This window comes from Bacillota bacterium (assembly GCA_040755295.1).
GTDB lineage: Bacteria > Bacillota > Desulfotomaculia > Desulfotomaculales > Ammonificaceae > SURF-55.
Genome location: JBFMBK010000001.1, coordinates 27,584 through 47,375, shown reverse-complemented (window position 1 = coordinate 47,375; position 19,792 = coordinate 27,584). Strand labels below are relative to the sequence as shown.

General features: G+C 54.0%; 14 protein-coding genes and 1 pseudogene. 8 read left to right on the top strand and 7 right to left on the bottom strand.

The annotated features are described in order from the left end of the window. Positions 1–15: 15 nt before the first annotated feature. The 6 genes from murJ to AB1500_00165 all read left to right on the top strand — a co-directional run bounded on the left by murJ (position 16) and on the right by AB1500_00165 (position 8,028). Complete coding sequence (gene murJ, locus AB1500_00190) at positions 16–1,533, top strand: murein biosynthesis integral membrane protein MurJ (GenBank protein MEW6181585.1); 1,518 nt, start codon at positions 16–18, stop codon at positions 1,531–1,533. Between the two features lie 154 nt (positions 1,534–1,687). Next, the gene (gene galU / locus AB1500_00185; protein MEW6181584.1) at positions 1,688–2,572 is read left to right on the top strand and encodes a UTP--glucose-1-phosphate uridylyltransferase GalU; all 885 of its coding nucleotides are present in this window, start codon (positions 1,688–1,690) and stop codon (positions 2,570–2,572) included. Positions 2,573–2,720: 148 nt separating this feature from the next. Continuing rightward, complete coding sequence (locus AB1500_00180) at positions 2,721–3,848, top strand: glycosyltransferase (protein ID MEW6181583.1); 1,128 nt, start codon at positions 2,721–2,723, stop codon at positions 3,846–3,848. Between the two features lie 24 nt (positions 3,849–3,872). Then, entirely contained in the window at positions 3,873–5,708 is a 1,836-nt protein-coding gene (locus AB1500_00175; protein ID MEW6181582.1) for a nucleoside-diphosphate sugar epimerase/dehydratase, read from the top strand. Continuing rightward, positions 5,708–6,895 (top strand): DegT/DnrJ/EryC1/StrS family aminotransferase, encoded by a 1,188-nt coding sequence (locus tag AB1500_00170; GenBank protein MEW6181581.1) that lies wholly within the window; start codon positions 5,708–5,710, stop codon positions 6,893–6,895. The genes AB1500_00175 and AB1500_00170 overlap by 1 nt, the downstream gene beginning before the upstream one ends. Beyond that, positions 6,892–8,028, top strand: a complete 1,137-nt coding sequence (locus AB1500_00165; GenBank protein ID MEW6181580.1) for a glycosyltransferase family 4 protein — start codon at positions 6,892–6,894, stop codon at positions 8,026–8,028. Before AB1500_00170 ends, AB1500_00165 begins: the two co-directional genes overlap by 4 nt. Positions 8,029–8,044: 16 nt before the next feature. On the opposite strand, the gene AB1500_00160 is transcribed toward AB1500_00165, so the two are convergent. From AB1500_00160 to AB1500_00130, 7 genes and pseudogenes are all read right to left on the bottom strand, one after another. Further along, complete coding sequence (locus tag AB1500_00160) at positions 8,045–8,659, bottom strand: sugar transferase (protein MEW6181579.1); 615 nt, start codon at positions 8,657–8,659, stop codon at positions 8,045–8,047. A 38-nt stretch (positions 8,660–8,697) separates the two neighbouring features. After that, positions 8,698–9,378 carry an HAD-IA family hydrolase gene (locus AB1500_00155; GenBank protein ID MEW6181578.1) on the bottom strand — a complete coding sequence of 227 codons (681 nt, stop codon included), beginning with the start codon at positions 9,376–9,378 and terminating at the stop codon, positions 8,698–8,700. After that, a pseudogene (locus tag AB1500_00150) lies at positions 9,356–9,877 on the bottom strand (ATP-grasp domain-containing protein). Before AB1500_00150 ends, AB1500_00155 begins: the two are co-directional and overlap by 23 nt. 283 nt (positions 9,878–10,160) lie before the next feature. Next, complete coding sequence (locus AB1500_00145; protein MEW6181577.1) at positions 10,161–11,129, bottom strand: ATP-grasp domain-containing protein; 969 nt, start codon at positions 11,127–11,129, stop codon at positions 10,161–10,163. Further along, a complete protein-coding gene (locus AB1500_00140; protein MEW6181576.1) occupies positions 11,126–11,833 on the bottom strand; it encodes a WbqC family protein in 708 nt (235 codons plus the stop codon). Before AB1500_00140 ends, AB1500_00145 begins: the two co-directional genes overlap by 4 nt. Before the next feature lie 95 nt (positions 11,834–11,928). Then, positions 11,929–13,329 carry an amidase gene (locus AB1500_00135; GenBank protein ID MEW6181575.1) on the bottom strand — a complete coding sequence of 467 codons (1,401 nt, stop codon included), beginning with the start codon at positions 13,327–13,329 and terminating at the stop codon, positions 11,929–11,931. Between the two features lie 76 nt (positions 13,330–13,405). After that, the gene (locus AB1500_00130; protein ID MEW6181574.1) at positions 13,406–13,981 is read right to left on the bottom strand and encodes a hypothetical protein; all 576 of its coding nucleotides are present in this window, start codon (positions 13,979–13,981) and stop codon (positions 13,406–13,408) included. A 192-nt stretch (positions 13,982–14,173) separates the two neighbouring features. Here AB1500_00130 and AB1500_00125 point away from each other — a divergent pair, with 192 nt between their 5' ends. Together AB1500_00125 and AB1500_00120 are read left to right on the top strand one after the other, a co-directional pair. Beyond that, positions 14,174–18,673 (top strand): pectin esterase, encoded by a 4,500-nt coding sequence (locus AB1500_00125; protein MEW6181573.1) that lies wholly within the window; start codon positions 14,174–14,176, stop codon positions 18,671–18,673. 58 nt (positions 18,674–18,731) lie between these two features. Next, a complete protein-coding gene (locus AB1500_00120) occupies positions 18,732–19,769 on the top strand; it encodes a multicopper oxidase domain-containing protein (protein ID MEW6181572.1) in 1,038 nt (345 codons plus the stop codon). Positions 19,770–19,792 lie beyond the last annotated feature (23 nt).

Here is a 19,792-nt window from a genome sequence, read left to right as displayed (position 1 = left end):
CCCGGAAGCAGACATTTGACAACAATCGCGGCTGGACTTATGGTCCTTACCCTTTTTAGTAAAGTACTTGGTTTTCTGCGAGAAATAATACTGGCGGCTCGATTGGGCGCCACCCCGGCCGGAGATGCCTTCAAAGTAGCCGGTTTTGCCCCCATGGTTCTTTTCACCGCAGTATCACTGGCTATTCCCAACACCCTTATTCCATTACTCACGGAACGGGCTGAGAAAGCCGGTCCAAAGGCAGTGGACCGGTACGTTGCGAACTTAACCAACAGCATAACGATTGTGCTGATTGTTGCGGCCGGACTCGGCATGCTGTGTACTCCCTGGATCATAAAGCTGGTCGCCCCCGGCTTCAAGGAGGAGACTTACCGTTTGACGGTTGAGCTGTCTTACATGCTCATGCCGTGTATTACCATCATGGGCCTTTTGGGGCTGACTACGGCGTACCTCTATTTTCGCCGGGCTTTCGCCTTCCCCGCCGCAAGCGGTCTCGTTTTTAACTTGGTGATGATCACTTCCTTGCTGATACTGGTCCCGAAAGTCGGTCTTCACGGGGCGGTGGCGGGGATTATTTTGGCTTACTTGGGGCAATGCCTGTTTTTATTGAGTTGTGCCTGGCGTTACGGCTATCGGTTTCGCCTCATTCTCGACCTACGTGACCCATACCTGAAACGGATGGCGGCGCTTGCCCTGCCAATGCTTGCAGGCAGCGCGGTTACGGCATTCACCAATCTGTTTGACCGTGTTTTCGCCAGCTACCTGGCCCCGGGAAGCATCGCGGCGCTTGATTACGCAGTGCTTCTCACCGACTCCGCCTTCGGGATCTTCGTGTTGGCGGTCGGCAGCGTCTACTTTCCCGCCTTGTCGCAGTCCTGCACCAGACAAGACTGGGAAGCATACAGCCGTCAATTATTGCGGGCGTCGACCATGGTCATTTACATCATTTTCCCCATCGCAGTAGGGCTCGCGGTCACAGCCCAACCGGTCGTGTCCCTTTTTTTCGAGCGGGGGGAGTTTGACGCCCGGGCTTCTCTCATGACGGCCGCAGCGTTATTGTTTTACGCTCTGGGAATGGTGGGGCATTCCCTCCAGGACATATTCAGCAAGGCCTTCTACGCTCTTCAGGACACCATTACGCCGGTCCGGAACGGAGTGGCGATGGTAATAATAAACATCAGCCTGAATTACTTCTTGGTCAAGGCCATGGGACTTGGGGGGATTGCGCTCTCCACCTCCATTGCCTTCACTTTAACGGCGTTTCTACTGTCATATGGCCTGAAGCGAAAAGTTCAAGGGTTTAATTGCCGGCTGCTTTGGATAGCTCTCTTCAAGAGCGGACTGGCGGTTCTTGTAATGGGATTTGCGATCAAGAGCTGCGATTGCCTGCTTTCTCAGCATTTCAGCGGGAAGACCGGGCTGCTGTGCCGCGTTGCCCTCGATTTTTTTTGGGGCGGAATAGTTTATACGACCGCACTCTACCTGCTTAAGGTACCGGTGTTCCAAGAATTTTGGGGACGCGGTGAGACTTAAAACTCCAAATTTTTTCACCTCACCCGGCGGTTAAACGTAAACTACTTAGGCAGTAACATTACACGCCTACCGGAGTCGTATCGTTTAATTCAGCAAGGCGCAGATGCGTTCAGAAGATATTTTCAAACACCTGGCACCGAAAGGGTGAGTTAAACTGAGCAGTAGTTTTAAAGTCACAAAAGCCGTCATCCCGGCAGCAGGGTTGGGAACCCGCTTTCTACCGGCCACCAAAGCACAGCCGAAAGAAATGCTCCCCCTTATTGACAAGCCGATCATTCAGTACATCATTGAAGAGGTCGTAGACTCGGGAATTGAAGACATTCTTATCGTCACCGGCCGCGGCAAAAGAGCTATCGAGGATCACTTTGACTGCTGCCTCGAGTTGGAAGCTTATCTGCGCGAGCGGAACAAAAAAGAATGGCTCGAGGAAATCCGTGGGATTGCCAACCTGGCAAATATCCATTACGTCAGGCAGTGCGAACCACGTGGTTTGGGGCACGCGGTACTCTGTGCGAGAAGTTTTGTGGGTAGTGAACCTTTTGCTGTCCTATTAGGAGACGACGTTGTTGTCGGAGAGGACCCGTGCCTGGCACAAATGTTGAAGGTTTTTAAGGAGTTCCGGGGCACTGTGTTAGCGCTTGACTGGCTGCCTTTCGACCAGGTTTCCCGGTACGGAATCATTTCCGGCGAAGAAATCGAGCCACGGGTGCTTCACATAAGAGATCTGGTGGAGAAACCGGCGGAGGAGGAAGCTCCATCACGCTGGGGTATCATCGGCCGTTATATCCTCAGCCCCCAAATATTCAACGCCCTGGAAGCAACCCCCCCGGGGTGCGGGGGCGAGATTCAGCTAACAGACGCCATTAAACTACTGGCCAAAGAGGAAAGGGTTTTCGGTTATGCCTTTACCGGAAAACGTTACGACGCCGGCGACAAGTTCGGTTACCTGCAAGCAACCGTTGAACTTGCGCTCAAGCGCGAAGACCTGGGGCCGCTGGTTTTAGGATATTTGAAAAATCTTGTTTCGGACTCCAAGTAAGACGTCTTTGCCTGCTTTAAGAATACGTATTCCGGTTTTTCGAACGCCTTGTAAGGGCTTGATAATTAAAAAGCTTTAAACAAGCACTAATACCGGGGCGGTTCATAAACTGGGAAAGATTACAAAATTACAGAATAACGGTGGAATTATGATTAAACTACTCCATGCCGTCTACGGGGGTACCGGCGGCGCAGCCCGTATCGTAGTGGATATTGCAAAGAACCATGACCGTACCCGTTTTGAGCCCGCAGTCCTTTTGGTAGGTTATGAAGTAGACCCGAACTATTTGACGGAATTACAGAGCTGCGGCGTTCAGGGGTATTTTCTGCTGAAACGGGGTCAATGGGACTGGGGATTTCTTCGCGCTTTAAGGCAAACCATTTTGGAAAACCGGCCGGATGCTGTGTTTTTCCACACGCCGGTTGCTTACTTCTGGGGAAGACTTGCCGTCTTAGGGCTTGGGATCAAATGCGTTGTATCCGTGGAACACTTGGCCACGGCAGCCCACTACGGCCTGCGGGGCCGGCTTGTTAACCTGATCCAATCACACCTTGTATCCGATAGAGTAATATGCGTCTCCAGAGATGTTAAAGAAATGGTGAAAAAAGCACTTTGGTTGCCGGATGTAAAAATTGACGTTATCGAAAACGGTCTTCCGGTTGACCGATGCCCTCGCGCTGATCTTGAAGCATTGTTCACCGAACAGCCCGTCCGTATCAAGATGGTGTCCCGTCTTGACGGGCAAAAGGACCCTGCAACCTTGATTAAAGCCGTTAAGCTGCTTAAAGAACGGGGATTTACAATCGGGCTTGATTTCGTGGGGGACGGAGTCTTGCGCAAGGACATGGAATCACTAACCACAGAACTTAACCTTTCCGACAGCATATCTTTCCTCGGCACTCGCACAGATATCCCTGAATTGTTACAGGATACCGACATATTTGTTTTGTCTACTCACGCGGAAGGGTTATCCATAGCTTTACTGGAGGCCATGGCCGCCGGGCTTCCCTGTGTCGCGACTGCGGTACCGGGTAATTTTGACGTGATTGAGGACCGGGTTTCGGGCCTTTTGGCCACTGAAAACGATCCGGTATCCCTATGCGCATGCATGACTTACTTAATCGAAAATCCCGAATCGGCCCGACGGATGGCGGCGGCTGCTAGAGAAAGGGTATCAGCAAAGTACGATATTGCTTGTACCGTACGCAAATACGAAAAGGTTTGCGACGAGATTTTGGCAGGACGACTCAAACACCATAAACCTGGTCTTACTTAGTATAACTGGAAGGTGCCTAATACTGTGTCCAAGAGAATTGCCGCGACCTTAACCATAGACACTGCATTACTGACTGTAGCCGTTTTCTTAAGTCTATATCTGCGTTGGAATATCGTCCCTATCAGTTTCAGCAAAGATGTGACGGTTTTTGGTATCCTTGCTGTGATCATTCTGCTCCTATGCTCGTATCTTTGCGGCTCCTACCACCGGATTTGGCAATATGCCGGAATCCACGATTTTCTGGTCATCATACTTGCCGTTACCATTGGAATAGCAATTATTTTCGTTGCCGCACTGATCCTGAAGCTTCGATTCACCGCGGCCGTGCCGGCGGCTCTATGGCTGATGTCGCTCCTTTTCCTTTTAGGAACGCGTTTCATACAGCGCCTTTTATGGGGCGGTCTCTTTAAAGAAAGCCGGCCCGAAAAAAGTAAAAGAACCCTCATCGTCGGCGCCGGCGAGGCGGGAGCACTAATTGCAAAAACGTTGAGATCAACGAGAACCGGCGTCGGACTTACCCCGGTCGGTTTCGTTGACGACGACCCGGAGAAAAAAGCACTGCAACTTTGCGGGTTAAAAATACTCGGCACCAGGTTTGACATACCGGATATTGTGCGGAAGCGTCAGGTAGAAGAAGCCATTATCGCCATCCCTTCGGCAACGATAGATCAGATTAAAACCATCGACAACATCTGCCGTCAAGCCGGTGTCGGCGTAAAAGTATTGCCCAGCGTGCTGCACATAGTTCAGGGGAAACAACTGCTTGAGCAGGTACACGAACTGCAAATGGAAGACTTGTTGCACCGGAACGAAGTGGATATTAATCTCGAACAAGTCAGCGCCTACCTGAAGGACCAGGTTATCATGGTTACGGGTGCGGGCGGCTCCATCGGCGCGGAACTCTGCCGCCAAATATGCGCCTTTCAGCCGCGCCGGCTGCTCCTCTTGGGGCGGGGTGAAAACAGCATTTATGAAATCAGCCTGGATTTGTCGCGAAAATGGCCTCGGGTAGAACACGTACCTTTGATTGCGGACGTGCGGGACCGGGAAAAGCTGTTCGCCGTTTTCGCGCGGTACCGCCCCGCAGTGGTTTTTCACGCGGCCGCCCACAAGCATGTTCCTTTAATGGAGCTTCAACCGGAAGAAGCTTTTAAGAACAATGTTTTCGGCACCTTGAATACCGCTGAAGCGGCTTACCGTCATAAAACCGAAAGGTTTATACTCATTTCGACCGACAAGGCCGTGAACCCGAGCAGCGTAATGGGCCTGACGAAGCTGCTCGCGGAAATGATAATCCGTTATTACGCCCGCTTCAGTAAAAAGACGTTTGCGGCAGTAAGGTTCGGTAACGTATTGGGCAGCAGGGGCAGCGTAGTCCAGTTGTTCCGGAGACAGATCGCGATGGGAGGCCCTGTGACGGTTACCCACCCCGAAATGCGCCGGTTTTTCATGACGGTCAGGGAAGCTGTACGCTTGGTTATTCAGGCTGGAGCCCTTGCCAAGGGTGGCGAAGTATTTATTTTAGACATGGGCGATCCGGTAAAAATATTAGATCTGGCCCACGATATGATCCGGCTCAAAGGTCTTTGCCCGGGCAAAGACATCGAGATTAAATTCACATGCATGAGGCCGGGTGAAAAGCTTTGCGAACAACTGCTCTCCGAGAAGGAAAAAACCGTTCCTTCAAACCACCGAAAAATACATGTCGTAGCAAACGGCGCCTTTGATCAAGCGTTGGTAAACCTGATTTTTACCTATCAGGAACCTTTAACAGCGGAAAAAACTGCCGTTTTGGTGGATCTGGCAAGGGCCAAATTTAATTTGCCTAAAAACGACGTATGTCTGGGGTTGAATGAGTAATGCTCAAAAGTGAAGATTATCTGCCTTACGCGAAACCGTTTATCGGTGAGGAAGAACTGTTGGAGGTTATTGACACGTTGAATTCCGGCTGGTTGAGCCGTGGACCGAAATGCGCGCTGTTCGAAGAACGGTTCGCCTCCTTTGTCGGCAGTAAATTTGCTGTGGCGGTTAATTCCTGCACAGCGGGTATGTTTTTGGCGTTAAAAGCAATGGAAATCGGCCCCGGCGATGAGGTTATAACCTCCCCGCTGACCTTCGCGGCGACGGCCAACGTAGTCGTGCACACCGGAGCTGTACCGGTCTTCGCGGATATTTGTCCGAAAACCCTGAACATCCACCCTGATGAAATCGCGCAAAAAATTTCCCCGCGGACCAAAGCAATCTTACCCGTTCATTATGCAGGCCGGGCCTGTGAAATGGACCGCATTCTCGAACTGGCCGCAACGCATGGCTTAAAGGTTCTGGAAGACGCCGCGCACGCGGTTTACACCCGCTATAAAGACCGCATGGTCGGCAGCATAGGCGACGCAACGGCCTTCAGCTTTTACGTCACGAAGAATTTATCTACGGGCGAAGGGGGAATGCTCACCACCGACGATGCCGAATTGGCGCATAAGGTGCGGCTCTTAAGCCTTCATGGCATGGATACGGACGCCTGGAAGCGGTACACCGCCAAGGGTTCGTGGTACTACCGTGTCTTACTGCCGGGTTACAAGTTCAATATGACCGATCTGCAAGCCTCCCTCGGTCTCAGGCAGTTGGAGCGGCTCGCGGATATGCAGAGAATACGCGAGGAGTATGCCCGGGCGTATAACGAAGGCCTGAAAGGGTTGGACGGCATTATCCTGCCGTGCGCTGATGAAGAAGGGCGCCATGCCTGGCACCTTTACGTAGTCCAGATTGACGAAAAGCAAGCGGGTCTGTCCCGCCAAATGTTTATCGAAGAACTCCGGCGCAAGGGCATCGGAACCAGCGTTCATTTCATCCCGGTTCATCTTCATCCGTACTACGCAACTGCTTACGGCTACAAAGAAGGAGACTTCCCGGCGGCCGAGGGCGCCTATCAGAAGCTGGTCTCCCTACCCCTGTACCCTAAAATGACGAGAGATGATGTGGGAAAAGTCATCAACGCCGTGAGAGAGATATTGCCCAAACATACCGGGATGGCTGGGAAGGTGCATCCATGAACCGTTTTAAGGTCCTTCAAATCGGTTGCGGGTCCGAATATGGCGGCGGCTCCACGTATCTGCTGACCCTCATGCGAGCCATCCGGAATCAAGGAAGTGAAGCGCATTTTGCGGGAACTCCGGGGTTAACCCTTGCCGCCGTGAAAGATTCCGGTTACACCGTTTTTCCTGTACCCGCCATGCGGCGGGAGATAAGGCCATGGAACGAACTCGGAGCCCTGCTTCAGTTGATCCGGATAATACGCGCGGGCCGTTACGATCTTGTGCACACCCATACTTCAAAGGGGGGCTTCCTTGGCCGCCTGGCCGCAAGAATAACAGGCGTACCGGCGGTGCACACAGTGCACGGTTTTGCTTTTCATAATGAGAGTTCCCGCCTGGCGAAATTGTTTTACACCCGCCTCGAAAAAACGGCAGCCCGGTGGGCTGACCTGCTGATTTCCGTCAATAACGAGGACCGGTTAGAGGCTGTCAATTCCGGTATCGTTGGCCCTGACAGAGTTATCACAATTCACAACGGCATTGACACCTCCCCTTTCGACCGGCCTTTTGACCGTCTCAAAAAGCGCAGAGAGTTAGGGGTTGGGGAAGAGGAACTTCTGGTGGGAACGGTCGCCAGGCTTGCCCCCCAAAAAGCGCCGATGGATTTTGTGGCTGCCGCTCTCTACCTTCTAGCCCGCAGACCGGGTATGAGATTTATCATGGTCGGGGACGGCCCCCTTAGAGATCGGGCGGAACTGTTGATCCGACAATCCCGGCAGGCGGATCGGATCATGGTTTGCGGGCACCGTACCGACGTACCGGAACTTCTGGCCGCGATGGATGTTTTCGTTCTTACTTCTTTATGGGAAGGGTTGCCCATTTCCATACTGGAAGCCATGGCGATGGCTAAACCTGTCGTTGCCACGGATATTAAGGGCTCGAGGGAGGTCGTTCAACACGGCGAGACAGGATACCTTGTACCTCCCAAAGACCCAGCCGCCGTGGGCGAAGCCGTTTTAAAGATGGCAGATAGAACAGAAGCGGTAAAAGTTATGGGGGAAAAAGGGCGGCGCCTGGTTGAGGAGGTTTTTAACGCCCGGAGGATGACGGCAGAGACCATTAATGCTTATATACAACTACTTAATCGTTAGTCACTTACATCTTATATTACATCCCCCGGTACCCTTCTGAACCACTTTCCCTGTTCATATATCCATCATGCGCACTCGAGCCGTCCAAGATTACAGCCAGAGTTTTCAATAAAATTTTCAAGTCAAGCCAGAGGGAATACCCTGTTACGTATTCCAGGTCGTAAGAGACTCTCTCGTCGACCGTCGGAGCGTTACGTTGATTGATCTGGGCCAGGCCGGTCATCCCGGGTTTTACCGTAAACCGCCGTCTTTGCGCCGAATCGTAAACCCCCCAGAAGTGGGGTAGGTCCGGCCGCGGGCCCACCAGGCTCATCTGGCCCAAGATAATATTCCACAACTGGGGCAATTCGTCAATATGAAACCGTCTCAGCAACCGGCCTACCCTCGTCACCCGGGGATCGTACTTAGACACCAATGTGGAGCCGTCATCGTTGAAGAGCATGGCGGCACCGGTTTTCATGGTTCTAAACTTATAGCAGTTAAAGAGCCGCCCGTGCAAGCCGATTCTTTCCTGGATGAAAAGAATCGGCCTACCCGAGTCAATGAGGACCACGAGCGAAACAAGTATTATCACTGGGAAGAGAACAATCAGCCCGACGAAAGCGCAGAGCAAATCTACTAAGCGTTTTATAACGGCTTGACCGAGAGTTATAATGCTTCCTCCTTCGATTAATTAACGGGAGACAGCTTTAATTTCCCGAAGACCTCCCTGAAGGAACTAAACACATCGTGGGCATCCTGTGCTTCGTGCACCCGGACGCTGCGGTACTGCCCGCGGACCAGGCGCAGGGTATAAAAACCGAGTCTTTTGGCTCCCGTAAAATCCCGGTATGGGTTGTCGCCTATATAAACCACCGATTTGGGAGTGGGGAAACCCAACCTTTGCCACGCCATAAGGTAGGGAATAATACTCGGCTTCCAGTTGTCCCTGCCGTAATCATCCGAATAAACTATGGTTTGGAAGTAACGGTTTGCGTCCAAGGCTTCGATTTTACGCTTCTGCACCCAGGCAAGCCCGTCGGTAATCACACCCAATGCGGCTTTCCCCCGCATTGCGTCCAGAAACTCTTTTGCGTCCGGGTAAAGCCGGAGTTTATCCTGGTTGCGAAAAGCCTGTACAAGATAGGGAACTGCGGTAAGAGGCAGTCCAAGGGAAGCCAGAACACTGTCGAAGATCCTGCCCGAGTTTCCCTGAAACAGCCATTCCTGGCGGCAGGCGCAAAAAAACGTTTTCTCTTCCATACCGAGGTGCTTGGCGGCGTAACGGGCCGCATTCCGGAGACCGCCGAGTACAAACCGGCTGTAAGGGTAAAGGGTGTCGTCCAAGTCAAACAGGATTGCACGGTACATAGCCGTTCGGACATTCCTTTACAAAAACGCTTTCGTCGTAACGCAGCATTATCAATCCTTCCTCAAATCGGCCGAGGGCCGGCGGCAGGTCTTTCCCCTGGGCCAGGTCCACCATCATACCTGCAAAATCCGCACCGGCGGCTAAAGAAAGCGGAATACCCCCGGACAGCCTTGGGTTTGTATCTATGCACCGCGGTATCGCGCCGTCAACCATGAACTGGATGTTTGCCGGTCCAATGATTTTAAGCCTGGCGCTTATTTCAGCCGCGAGTTCTTCAATAACGCGGTTTCTTTCTGTCCGGCCCTTCTGCGATACACCGGCGATGGTTGCTATCCTTTCCCTCGGCACTACGATAACGGCCCGACTAGACATGTCGCACATGACGTCCGCCGTGTACTCCCTGCCCGGCGCAAATTGCTGGATGATCGGTTCGGGTACGACCTGGAGATAGTATTCCAGTTCGGAAAGGTTGCCGACTTTAAAGCAATTAATACTTCCTTTGCCGGTTCTGGTTTGACCATCAGAGGAAAATCGAGTTTTTCGCCAGGGAGAAGACCGCCGGAGAGAGTTCTAGGTGTCGGGATGCCGTGCGCGCAAAGAAAATGAAAAGTAGCAAATTTGTCTATGCAGGTTAGAGCGGGTCCATATCCACGCATGTTACCCGGCCTTTAACCCCATTACCGCTTAGAACTTTTTTGAAAGCCCTGATTATCGGTACTCTTCTTCCGGCTCCAGTTATTAAAACGTTAATGCCTTTTTTGTTCACATTGTATACCACCTGTTATGGTAGATAGATTTCTTGCCAATAACGTAATGCGACTCCTTTTTTGATTGGGGGCTCTGTAATTTCTTTTTGCAGAACGAAATGTCCAACGGCCATTGCGGGTTCGTTATAACCGAAATAAGCCCGGATGGGGACGGTACTGGAGAACCTGGGGTTTATCTCCAATACCTTTGGACCCTGTTCACTTCTCCTTAATTGAATGTTACAGGGGCCGATAACTCCGGAGCGTTCGGCAATTCGGCGGGATAAAACGGTTATTTCCTCGTCTTGCGCTACTTCGGCACGGAAGGTCAGCCCGGCCGCCAACTCCCGGCGCAGCACGATCGCACCCCGGCTCTCGCCGGAGCGGGTTACGAAAACGCCGACGGTGTACTCCTGGTCGTCCGGCTTTATATACTCCTGTAGGATAATGTCCTTACGCGTGCGGGAGTAAAAAAGCAACTCTTCTTGGTTTGTGATCACCTGCAAACTCCGTGAAGCATAACCCCGTCTCGGTTTAATAATCAGTGGAAAACCATGTCGGTCAGCGAAAGCATTCAAATTATCGTCCAGCGGCAATATGGATTCGGGAACCGGAAATCCTTCCCCCGATAAAAACTTGAACAGTTCCCATTTGTCGGTAATACGCTTGATGACGCTGTCGGAACTGACCATTACACAGGTACCTGTTTCCCGGGTAAATTCTTCCGCTATGGGAGCAAAAATCAGCAGTTCCGGTTCTGATCCGATGAAAACTATATCCGCCCTTTCCCGTCTGCAGATAGCGGCCATTTCTTTTAAATATTCCTGTACGTCCGATGAGGCTTTCGGCACGACAAAGGCTTTATCAGCCATGTAAAGACCCGCCGATTTACGCTCGCAATCCGTGCCGAGAAGGCGACAATTCAGTCGCGACATCCTTAGGGCTTTTAAGATACCGATGCCGATTGTCTGACCCATCCCGGTTATCAAGACGTTAACGGTCATATCTCATCCCTTATTGTGTCTATTAGCTCCCGTGTGCGAGCCCAACCGACGTTCATAACCGCGTCAACCATGGAAAGGTGGCTGACAAACGGCCCGTGGAGCTGCGGGTATCGCGGGTGGGGAAAGTCGTGGTATTCAAGGGTTATCCCGTGGTTTCCAAACCGGTTGTCCTGGTCAATATAAGCCTTGGCTGCCTGGCCGGACATATAGTGGGTGGCGCCGACTTTTTCACATAATTGAATCAACAGGTCCACTTTCTTTCCCTTCCCGCCTAACTCGGAGGAGAGATGAAACCTGGGCGAGAGTCCGAGCTTAGCGGCCAGCATGAAAATAATTGCAAGGTTCAGGTCAATCAATTTTTCCCACCGCTTCTGATAGATGTCCGCAAAAAGATCAATTACATCCCGGAAAAACGGAGCCTTGGCGTATAGGTATTTCATTGTCTTGAAGTGTTTCATCGTCCACCGTTCATCCGTTATTTCTACATCCTTTATCAGTTGCCGACTTCGACCTTTCGTTAGTACCGGCACTGTCAGCCAAAAATCTCCGTTAGGGCCCTTCAGCCTGTTTCGCTGCTGCCAAGAGCTTTTTTCAAATTGCACACTGTCCAGAAAAATAAAGGTATCGGCGCAGGCCATCTGGTTAAAATAACCCAGCCAGGGCAGATAGGTGGGCTGCGTGATAACAACCCTGTGTGGCGCCATTAGTGAAGGTCACCCCGCCTCAATAATTTTATTTTGTGTCACATATTCACCCGCGACGTTTTTGCTTGAAGGAGCGTGTTAAAGGACCTTCTTTTTCAGTTAGTGAGAGCGGGTGGCAGCCAGCCTCCTAAAGTGGTTTCGATCTGCCGGGCCGCCGCCAGGGCAACGTCCTCCCGCCAGGGACGGGCCGCGACCTGCACGCCGATGGGCAAACCTTCGGGGGAAGCGCCGGCGCGAACGGATGCGGCGGGCCACCCGGTAAGGTTGAAGGCCGTTGCGTAACTAAAGGCGGGAGCCGTTTCGTTCTTTGCTGCAGCGCCGTGGGGCAAGGCCGGGTGCGTACAAACGGGACAAAGCACCGCATCATATCTCTGCATAAAGGACAGCATCGCGCTACGGTAAAAGTACCACCGCACCATCAGACCGCTGAATTCACCCAGGGATAGGGTGGAAGACCGCATCGAAGCAAGCACCCGTTTTGTCAGAGGGTGAGTCTTCGTCGTCCCGGCCATCTCAAGCACCATACGGAGCCCGGCGCCGCCGTCGGCGCCAAGTATTTGCCGCATTAATTCATGGGACTGCTCGATTCCCTCGGGCCGGGCTTCCTGGACTTCCACCCCCGCATCCGACAATGCCTTCGCCGCGGCTTTAACCGCTGTAACTGTTTCGGGTGTGGGAACCGCCAGCCCGTTATCCGTAAAAAAAGCCGCCCTTAAGCTCCTCAGATCCACATTCCCGGGATTACCGAGCAATACCGGCACCACGGCCGGATCACGCCAATCCACCCCCGCGATAATCGGAAGGACCAGAGCCAGGTCCTCCACATACCTTGACAACACCCCGGCCGCCGACAGCCATTCCGTCACCCAAACGTTATAGGGAAAGTGCCCCGTCATCGGGACGAGTCCTGTTGTTGTCTTTATCCCGGCAACGCCGCAGAAATGGGCCGGTACGCGCACACTTCCGGCGGTGTCGCTTCCCAGGCCCAAGGGCGACCCGCCGGCGGCGATAATAGCCGCTTCGCCGCCGCTGCTCCCACCCGGGGCGCGTGCGGGATCATAAGGATTCTTCGTCCTTCCGTAAACAAGGTTATCCGTTTCATAAACAAGGCTTAATTCCGGAACGTTCGTTTTGCCCAGCACAATCGCTCCGGCGGCGCGCAGGCGCGCGACCGCAGTCGCATCCCGGTACGGTACAAAGGAACGGCGCCCTTCAGTGCCGCCGGTGGAAACAACACCCGCCGTCTCAAAGGCGTCCTTAATGGTTACGGGTACACCGTGAAGCGGCCCCCTGACCGTCCCCCTGCAGAGATCGGCGTCAGCTTCGCGGGCGTTAACGCGGGCCGCATCCGCGGTCAACTGAACGACCGCGTTAAGCTCCGGGTTTACCTGTTCTATCCGCCGCAGGTGAGCGTCAACAACCTCTTCGGAAGAGAGTTTCCCGCTGCGGATTAAGTCCGCCAGGGCCGCGGCCGGAGCACAGATGATGTCATTCACGCCTTCCCTCCTCGTACGCCTTTATATTCGGTTGCATACTACGCGGTTTGCGGCCAGGTTGTGCAAAAGAACCTATCTAAGAGACATTTTCTTCTCCGGGCGGTTCAGGCGCCTGCATTCCTTCCTGCTTAAGAAGCTGTCTGTACTTGTCATCCTTTGTCCTGGACATGAGCTTCCGCCAGGTTGACTCCGCCTCCTGTTTCCGGCCCAGGCGTTTGTACGAAGCCCCTAAATCGTAAAGGATCCGGCAGTAAAAGGCCTCTGAAAACACCTTCGGGTCTTTCTCGTAGCGTGAGGCCAGGTAACTGAAATCTTCAATAGCGGTGGCGGTACGGTGGAAAAAATTCTCCGGGAGGCGGTAACAGACGTAAGCCCTTACGGTACGCACTTCCGTATTGTCGGGAACGTTGGATACGGCTTCGTCAAGGATCTTAAGGCCCTTTTTGGCCTTTTTGAATCTTTCGTTGGGATCAAGGGAGTCGCGGCCTAAGAGCGCGGTTGCACTGCCGAAATAAGCCTCTACAACTTCGTTTCGCGGGGCAGAATTGCGGATTTTCTTCAGCAGACTATGCGCCTTTTTGACCGCTTCCTTGTCACCCGCAACCCCGCGCTGGTGCAAATCTGCCGCTTCTTTTAACAGCTCTGGCGTCAACACAAGATTCCTCCTTTAACCACTGCGAAATATTTCTTAACCGGTTTAACGTAGTCTATGACCATTTTGTGCCAGAAGTGAATGTCCGACGGGTTAACAGCAAATGAAAATATGCCGCAACTGGATTCGGCTTTCACACCAGTTAACTTCAGGTGAATATCATAGAAGAAATACCTAGATCGGAGGTAAAATATGGCTGCTCTTAATACGGAAAGACCGGCAGCACCCGGCGACTCTATGTCTCGACAGGAAAGAGCATTCCAACTGACCGTTAATGTTTTGGACTGGGAGACAGGCGCCATAGTTCAGGATTATAAGTTTATTGCGAACGAAAACAATGTGGGGAACCCTTTTGACCCTGATCCGGCAAATTGGCCGTCGCTCAAACCCGGCGCAAGCCACAGCCCGGTTGCAGCCCCCGGAGACTCGGCAAACCCCACAGTTGATCTTCCCGCCGGCAAGTACCTTGTAACGGTTCTGGCGCCCGGCCATAAGCTCGGCGGCAACCGGGTGAACCTCGATGCCGACACTGCGCTCACGGTAAGGCTTCAACCTCACCCGCTGCCTCTTTCGAAGATCCGCGTCCACGTTTTCGAAGACAACCGCCCGGTGAATGGTGAAGATGACTTTCCTTTAGAACTCGGACTCTCCGGCTTTCGGATTGTCATCGACGATGCGGTGGGTGAGGTAACGGTAGACTACTTCGGCAACCCCCTGGGAACACAATATGAACGCGACGCGGGCGGGAACCTCATCCTTGACCCGGAAGGGAACCCCATCCCCGCGCCGGGCACCGGCGGCGTGGTCTGGACCGACGCAAACGGGGACGCGGTAATAGAATACCTCCCGCCCGGTAAGTACGAGGTGCAGGCCGTTCCTCCGGACGGCACGGACTGGATTCAAACCACCACAATTGAAGGAACGCACATGATTGACGCCTGGATCGAAGAAGGCAACGACGGTTACAGCCCGCGCGAGGGCTTCCGGATGCCGCTGGTCTGGATCGGTTTTGTCCGGCCGGTGGAATTCGTCCCCGGAGCAGGAACAGGTACGATTACCGGGCGGGTACGGACCGTCATAGAGTTCACCCCACCAGTGAGACCTCTTACCCTTGGCGGACCCGTCGACCGGCCCTGGATCGCCTTGACCGACCTAGGCGGAAACGACGAGCAGGTGTATACCGGCCGCGGCAATCCCGACGGCGCCTTCGCCATTACAAGCGTACCGGCCGGCCTATACCAGATGGCGATCTGGGATGAGCCCCTCGACCACATTATTTCCTTCAGAACCGTCCAGATCGGAGAGGGCGAAACGGTAAATATGGGCGACATCGGGATTCCGCGTTGGTTCGGCTGGATCAGCGGTATGGTTTTCCGCGACTCAGACGGTAACGGTATCCGCGATTTGGATTCAACCGGGAATTATGTCGAGGAGGGTTTCCCGAATGTTCCTATGGGCACACGCTTTAAAGACGGAAGCGTTCAGTACGCCACCGTAACCGATATGGACGGGCACTATTCTTTCGATGAAGTTTTTGAGCTGGAACGTTTTACGGTTACCGAACTTGGGTTCGACCGGTTCGGGCAGACCGCCGCCACGGGTACCCCCGACGCCGGCATCGATCCCCCGCGGCCGGCCGTAACCTATCCGGGAGTGCTCACCCTCGCCGCCCTCACCTGGGCGGCCAAGACAAACCGCATCGATTGGGGCATGCATGAGTATCCCCTTCCCGGACCCGGCGGAGCCGATGTTACCAACGGCGGAATCTCCGGGATCGTTTACTACGCGACCATGCGCAACGAAATCGACCCGCGCTACGCGGCGGCGGAAGACTATGAACCCGGCATCCCCGGCGTCACCTTACACCTTTACAGGCTGAACCCCGATGGCAGCACCGTTCTGATAAACTCCGCGCAAACCGATGCCTGGCAGCATCCGACCGGCTGTGTACGCCCGGATGGTTCTGAAGACCCCGGATGCACTGAGGTCCCTAACAGCTCCAACCAGATCAAGGAAGGTGTCTTCGACGGAGGCTACGCCTTCAATGCATATTTTGACCCCTATTTCGGCGCGCCCGGCGCAGTGGAAAAGCCGCTGGAACCCGGAACCTACCTCGTAAAAGTGTTTCCCCCCACCGACCCAGGCAACCGTCTGCCCGACGGCGGGCAAAAACCGCTTTATAAAGTGATCGACAAAGATTCCGTAAACACCGGGGAGGGCGATGAGTATACAGCTCAACCGGCAGCGGCGACACGCAGCGCAGAACCGTTAGAAGGCCGCGAAACTCAAAAACCTTTAACCCGCATGGCGCCGCCTCCTTATTACGGGGACACCTATGATACAAAGATTGTTACCCTGAACCGGGGGCAAAACGCGGTTGCGGACTTTTTCCTTTATACAGACGTCCCGGTTCCCGGACGCATAGTCGGGTTCCTCCTTGACGATGTCAACATTGAAACCGACCCCGCCTTCATTTACTACGGTGAAAAACGCGGGATTCCTTACACCCCCGTAGGAATAAGGGATTATAAGGGACGTTTGATCACTACGGTCTATTCGGACGCCAACGGCGTTTTTGAGGTACTGCTGCCTTCGACTTATACGGCGAACGTACCGACGCCTTCCGGTGTTGTACCCGGTATGTACCGCGTAATCGGCAATGATCCGGGCGACCCCGACCGGCCAAATGACAACTATAATCCGAACTACCAGACTCTCGAACTTGTTTTCGATGTTTGGCCCGGTAAAACCACCTACGCTGATGTCGCGCTTTTCCCCATAACCGCTTTTGTGGAAACTCCCGGGGCGCAGTTCTCACGGCCGCCCGTATGTCTGTCGGAGGGAGAGCCCCGGATCAGCAGTGTGAACCGGGTACATGTCACCCAGAGCGGAAGCAGGGTGTTGCTTATCAGGGGGAGCAACTTCGGCGGAAACCGGGGGTCTGCGACGCTTAACGGCGAAGCGATACCCATCCTCGGCTGGACCGACAGAATAATCATCGCTTTTGTTCCGAGGGATTTTCCCCCCGGCCTCGCTCAGCTTATCGTGAAGGCAAGCACCGGCGTTTCCGGCACGGCAGGGATTACCATCCACGTGTTCGGAGCAGGTTATTCCCCGCCGGTAGTCAACGCTCTTCCCGACACCACGATTCAGGAAGCCATCGACACCGCTCCACCGGGTTCGCTGATCATCATCCGCCCGGGTGTCTACCACGAAAGCCCTATCCTTTATAAAAACGTCAAACTTCAAGGAATGGGGCCGGGGGTTACCACGATTGACGGGCGCTTTTTCGGAAGCTACCAGGCTTCGTGGGAAGCGAAACTTGCCTCGCTGACCTTTGACGGGCCTCAAGAGATACCCCGGGGGCAGGTTATAACCGTCGTGGCGCAGGACGGAACCTTCAGCAACGCATATACCGCACAGATCGACGGGCTTACAGTTACCGGCGCCAGAGGCGGGGAAGGCGGCGGGATATTTGTAAACGCCTACTGCCGGTACCTGGAGATAAGCAACAACGTGATTCAAAGCAACGGTGGAGGCTTCGGCGGCGCGACGACCATCGGCAGGCCGTACGCCGGCGATAATCACAACGACGGTGTCCGCATCCGCCATAACCGCATCCTGAATAACGGCGGCATCAGCCTTGCCGGCGGCGTGGGAATCTTCTCCGGCGCCCACGGCTACGAATTCTCCTATAACGAAGTCTGCGGCAACTATTCCGCAGAGTACGGCGGCGGTATCTCGCACTATGGTTTGAGCAACGGCGGGAGCATTCACCACAATAAATTCCTGTTCAATGCCTCTTTCGATGAAGGTGCGGGAATTTTCGCAGGCGGGGAACAACCGGTCCCGCCCGCAACCCTTTCCGCCGGTTCCGGCGCCGTAGACATATACAACAACCTCGTTCAGGGCAACCTCGCCAACGACGACGGCGGCGGCATCCGTTTGCTGCAACCCGGCACGCACCGCATCAATATCTACAACAATATGATTGTCAACAACGTTTCCATGGACCTGGGCGGCGGTCTGGCCTTGGACGACGCCTCCAACGTCGTTATCGTCAACAACACCATCGCCAAAAACATCACCACCGCCACCGCTGAAGACAGCGACGGCCTGCCGCACGGAGCAGGCCTGGCAAGCGAAGGTAACAGCGCCGCCTTCCAGGCAAGCCTGCCCCCGGATTCTCCGGTTTTCAGCGACCCCGTGCTTTTTAACAACATTTTCTGGGATAACCGCGCCGGTTGGTACGACCAGGCTCTAAACGAGGGACGCGGCGGTATCGCGGGCATCGGGGCCGCCGGTGACTCCGCGCCGGTTAACGTTATGGACCTTGAAGTTTTCGGCACACCTTCTCCGGAGGTATTAAGCCCGCATTACTGCAGTCTTTCTAAAGAATACGGGGTTCCCGACCCCACGAACATCATTGTCGATCCGTCCTTCGTTGCGGTCTATGATACGGAGATCTCGGCTGTCGCCTTTAATATGGAACCCGACTTTAAGAGCTTAAAAATCGTCACCGTGGTTCCCACGCTTCAAGGCGATTACCACATTCGGCCGGACTCACCGGCAATCGACAGGGGCGGAGAAAGCCTTACCGTTCACGGAGAGACTTATTACGCACCGGCCACCGGTTACGACGACCGGCCGCGTGGAGCCGTCCCGGACATCGGCGCGGACGAGGCCCGTTGACGGCGCTCCGGCAGCGCTTGTCCGAATATAACGTTTATCCTGCAAAGGAGGTATTGTAATGGCGCTGAAACAAATCCGCTACGGAGCTACCGATGGTTTTATAAAGATGCCCGGCGGTTCGAAGTACTACATTTTTGGTTTCACCGACATTACCGGGATCCCCGAAAATGAGATTTACGCGCACCTGGGTAAGGCGCAACTGGTCGCTCCCCTGCTCGATGTTACAGTCGGAGACCGGGTCGAATTGACCCTGACTAACCTCGGAATGCCGCAACGCCCCGACCTTGACGACTCCCACACCATCCACTGGCACGGATTTCCAAATCAGATACCGTTATGGGACGGAGTTCCTGAAGCCTCGATATCCGTACCGGTTGGACGCAACCTTGTTTACTATTACGAGCCCCGGGATTCGGGCACATATATGTACCACTGTCATTTTGAACCGGTGGAACACATCCAGATGGGGATGATCGGTCCGCTGATCGCCCGTCCCCTCGACTACAACCCTTCCGACCCGTCACTTAAAACCGCATACGGCGCCGGCACCGGGTCGGCCTTCGACCGGGAGTACTTCCTCTTACTTACCGAACTTGATCCGGTCGCCCATGACCAGGTTTTAAACGTCCAGGAGTTTGATTGGACCGAGTACCGGCCTCAGTACTGGTTGATCAACGGCCGTGCCTATCCGGATACCGTCGATACGACTCCCGGCGGCGAATTGTCCGCACAGCCTTACCCGTGCCATATAAAGGCAAACACCGGCGAGAAAGTGCTCCTGCGTTTTATCAACCTCGGTTTCGAGGAACACGCGATAACCATTTTAGGGTTGTCAATGACAGTCATAGGCCGGGACGCTCAGCTTCTGCGGGGACTGCACGGTGAGGATCTTACATTCAGGCGGGACGTTCTTTATTTCGGCGCCGGGCAAACCGTAGACGCCGTTATCCAGCCCCAACAACCGGGGATATATCCTCTTTACAACAGAGGTTACCAAAAGGATAACAACGCCGGGGTGACACCCGGGGGCATGATGACACACGTTCAGATCTATCCGGCCGGAACCTTGCCGCCGCAAACGGGACCGGGACTATAACCTATCGCAGAAGGAGTTGTCCG

Coding starts and splice junctions, on each gene's coding strand:
- AB1500_00180 (MEW6181583.1), top strand. CDS start 2,721: ATGATTAAACTACTCCATGCCGTCTACGGGGGTACCGGCGGCGCAGCC.
- AB1500_00170 (MEW6181581.1), top strand. CDS start 5,708: ATGCTCAAAAGTGAAGATTATCTGCCTTACGCGAAACCGTTTATCGGT.
- AB1500_00165 (MEW6181580.1), top strand. CDS start 6,892: ATGAACCGTTTTAAGGTCCTTCAAATCGGTTGCGGGTCCGAATATGGC.
- AB1500_00155 (MEW6181578.1), bottom strand. CDS start 9,378: ATGTACCGTGCAATCCTGTTTGACTTGGACGACACCCTTTACCCTTAC.
- AB1500_00145 (MEW6181577.1), bottom strand. CDS start 11,129: ATGACCGTTAACGTCTTGATAACCGGGATGGGTCAGACAATCGGCATC.
- AB1500_00140 (MEW6181576.1), bottom strand. CDS start 11,833: ATGGCGCCACACAGGGTTGTTATCACGCAGCCCACCTATCTGCCCTGG.
- AB1500_00125 (MEW6181573.1), top strand. CDS start 14,174: ATGGCTGCTCTTAATACGGAAAGACCGGCAGCACCCGGCGACTCTATG.
- AB1500_00120 (MEW6181572.1), top strand. CDS start 18,732: ATGGCGCTGAAACAAATCCGCTACGGAGCTACCGATGGTTTTATAAAG.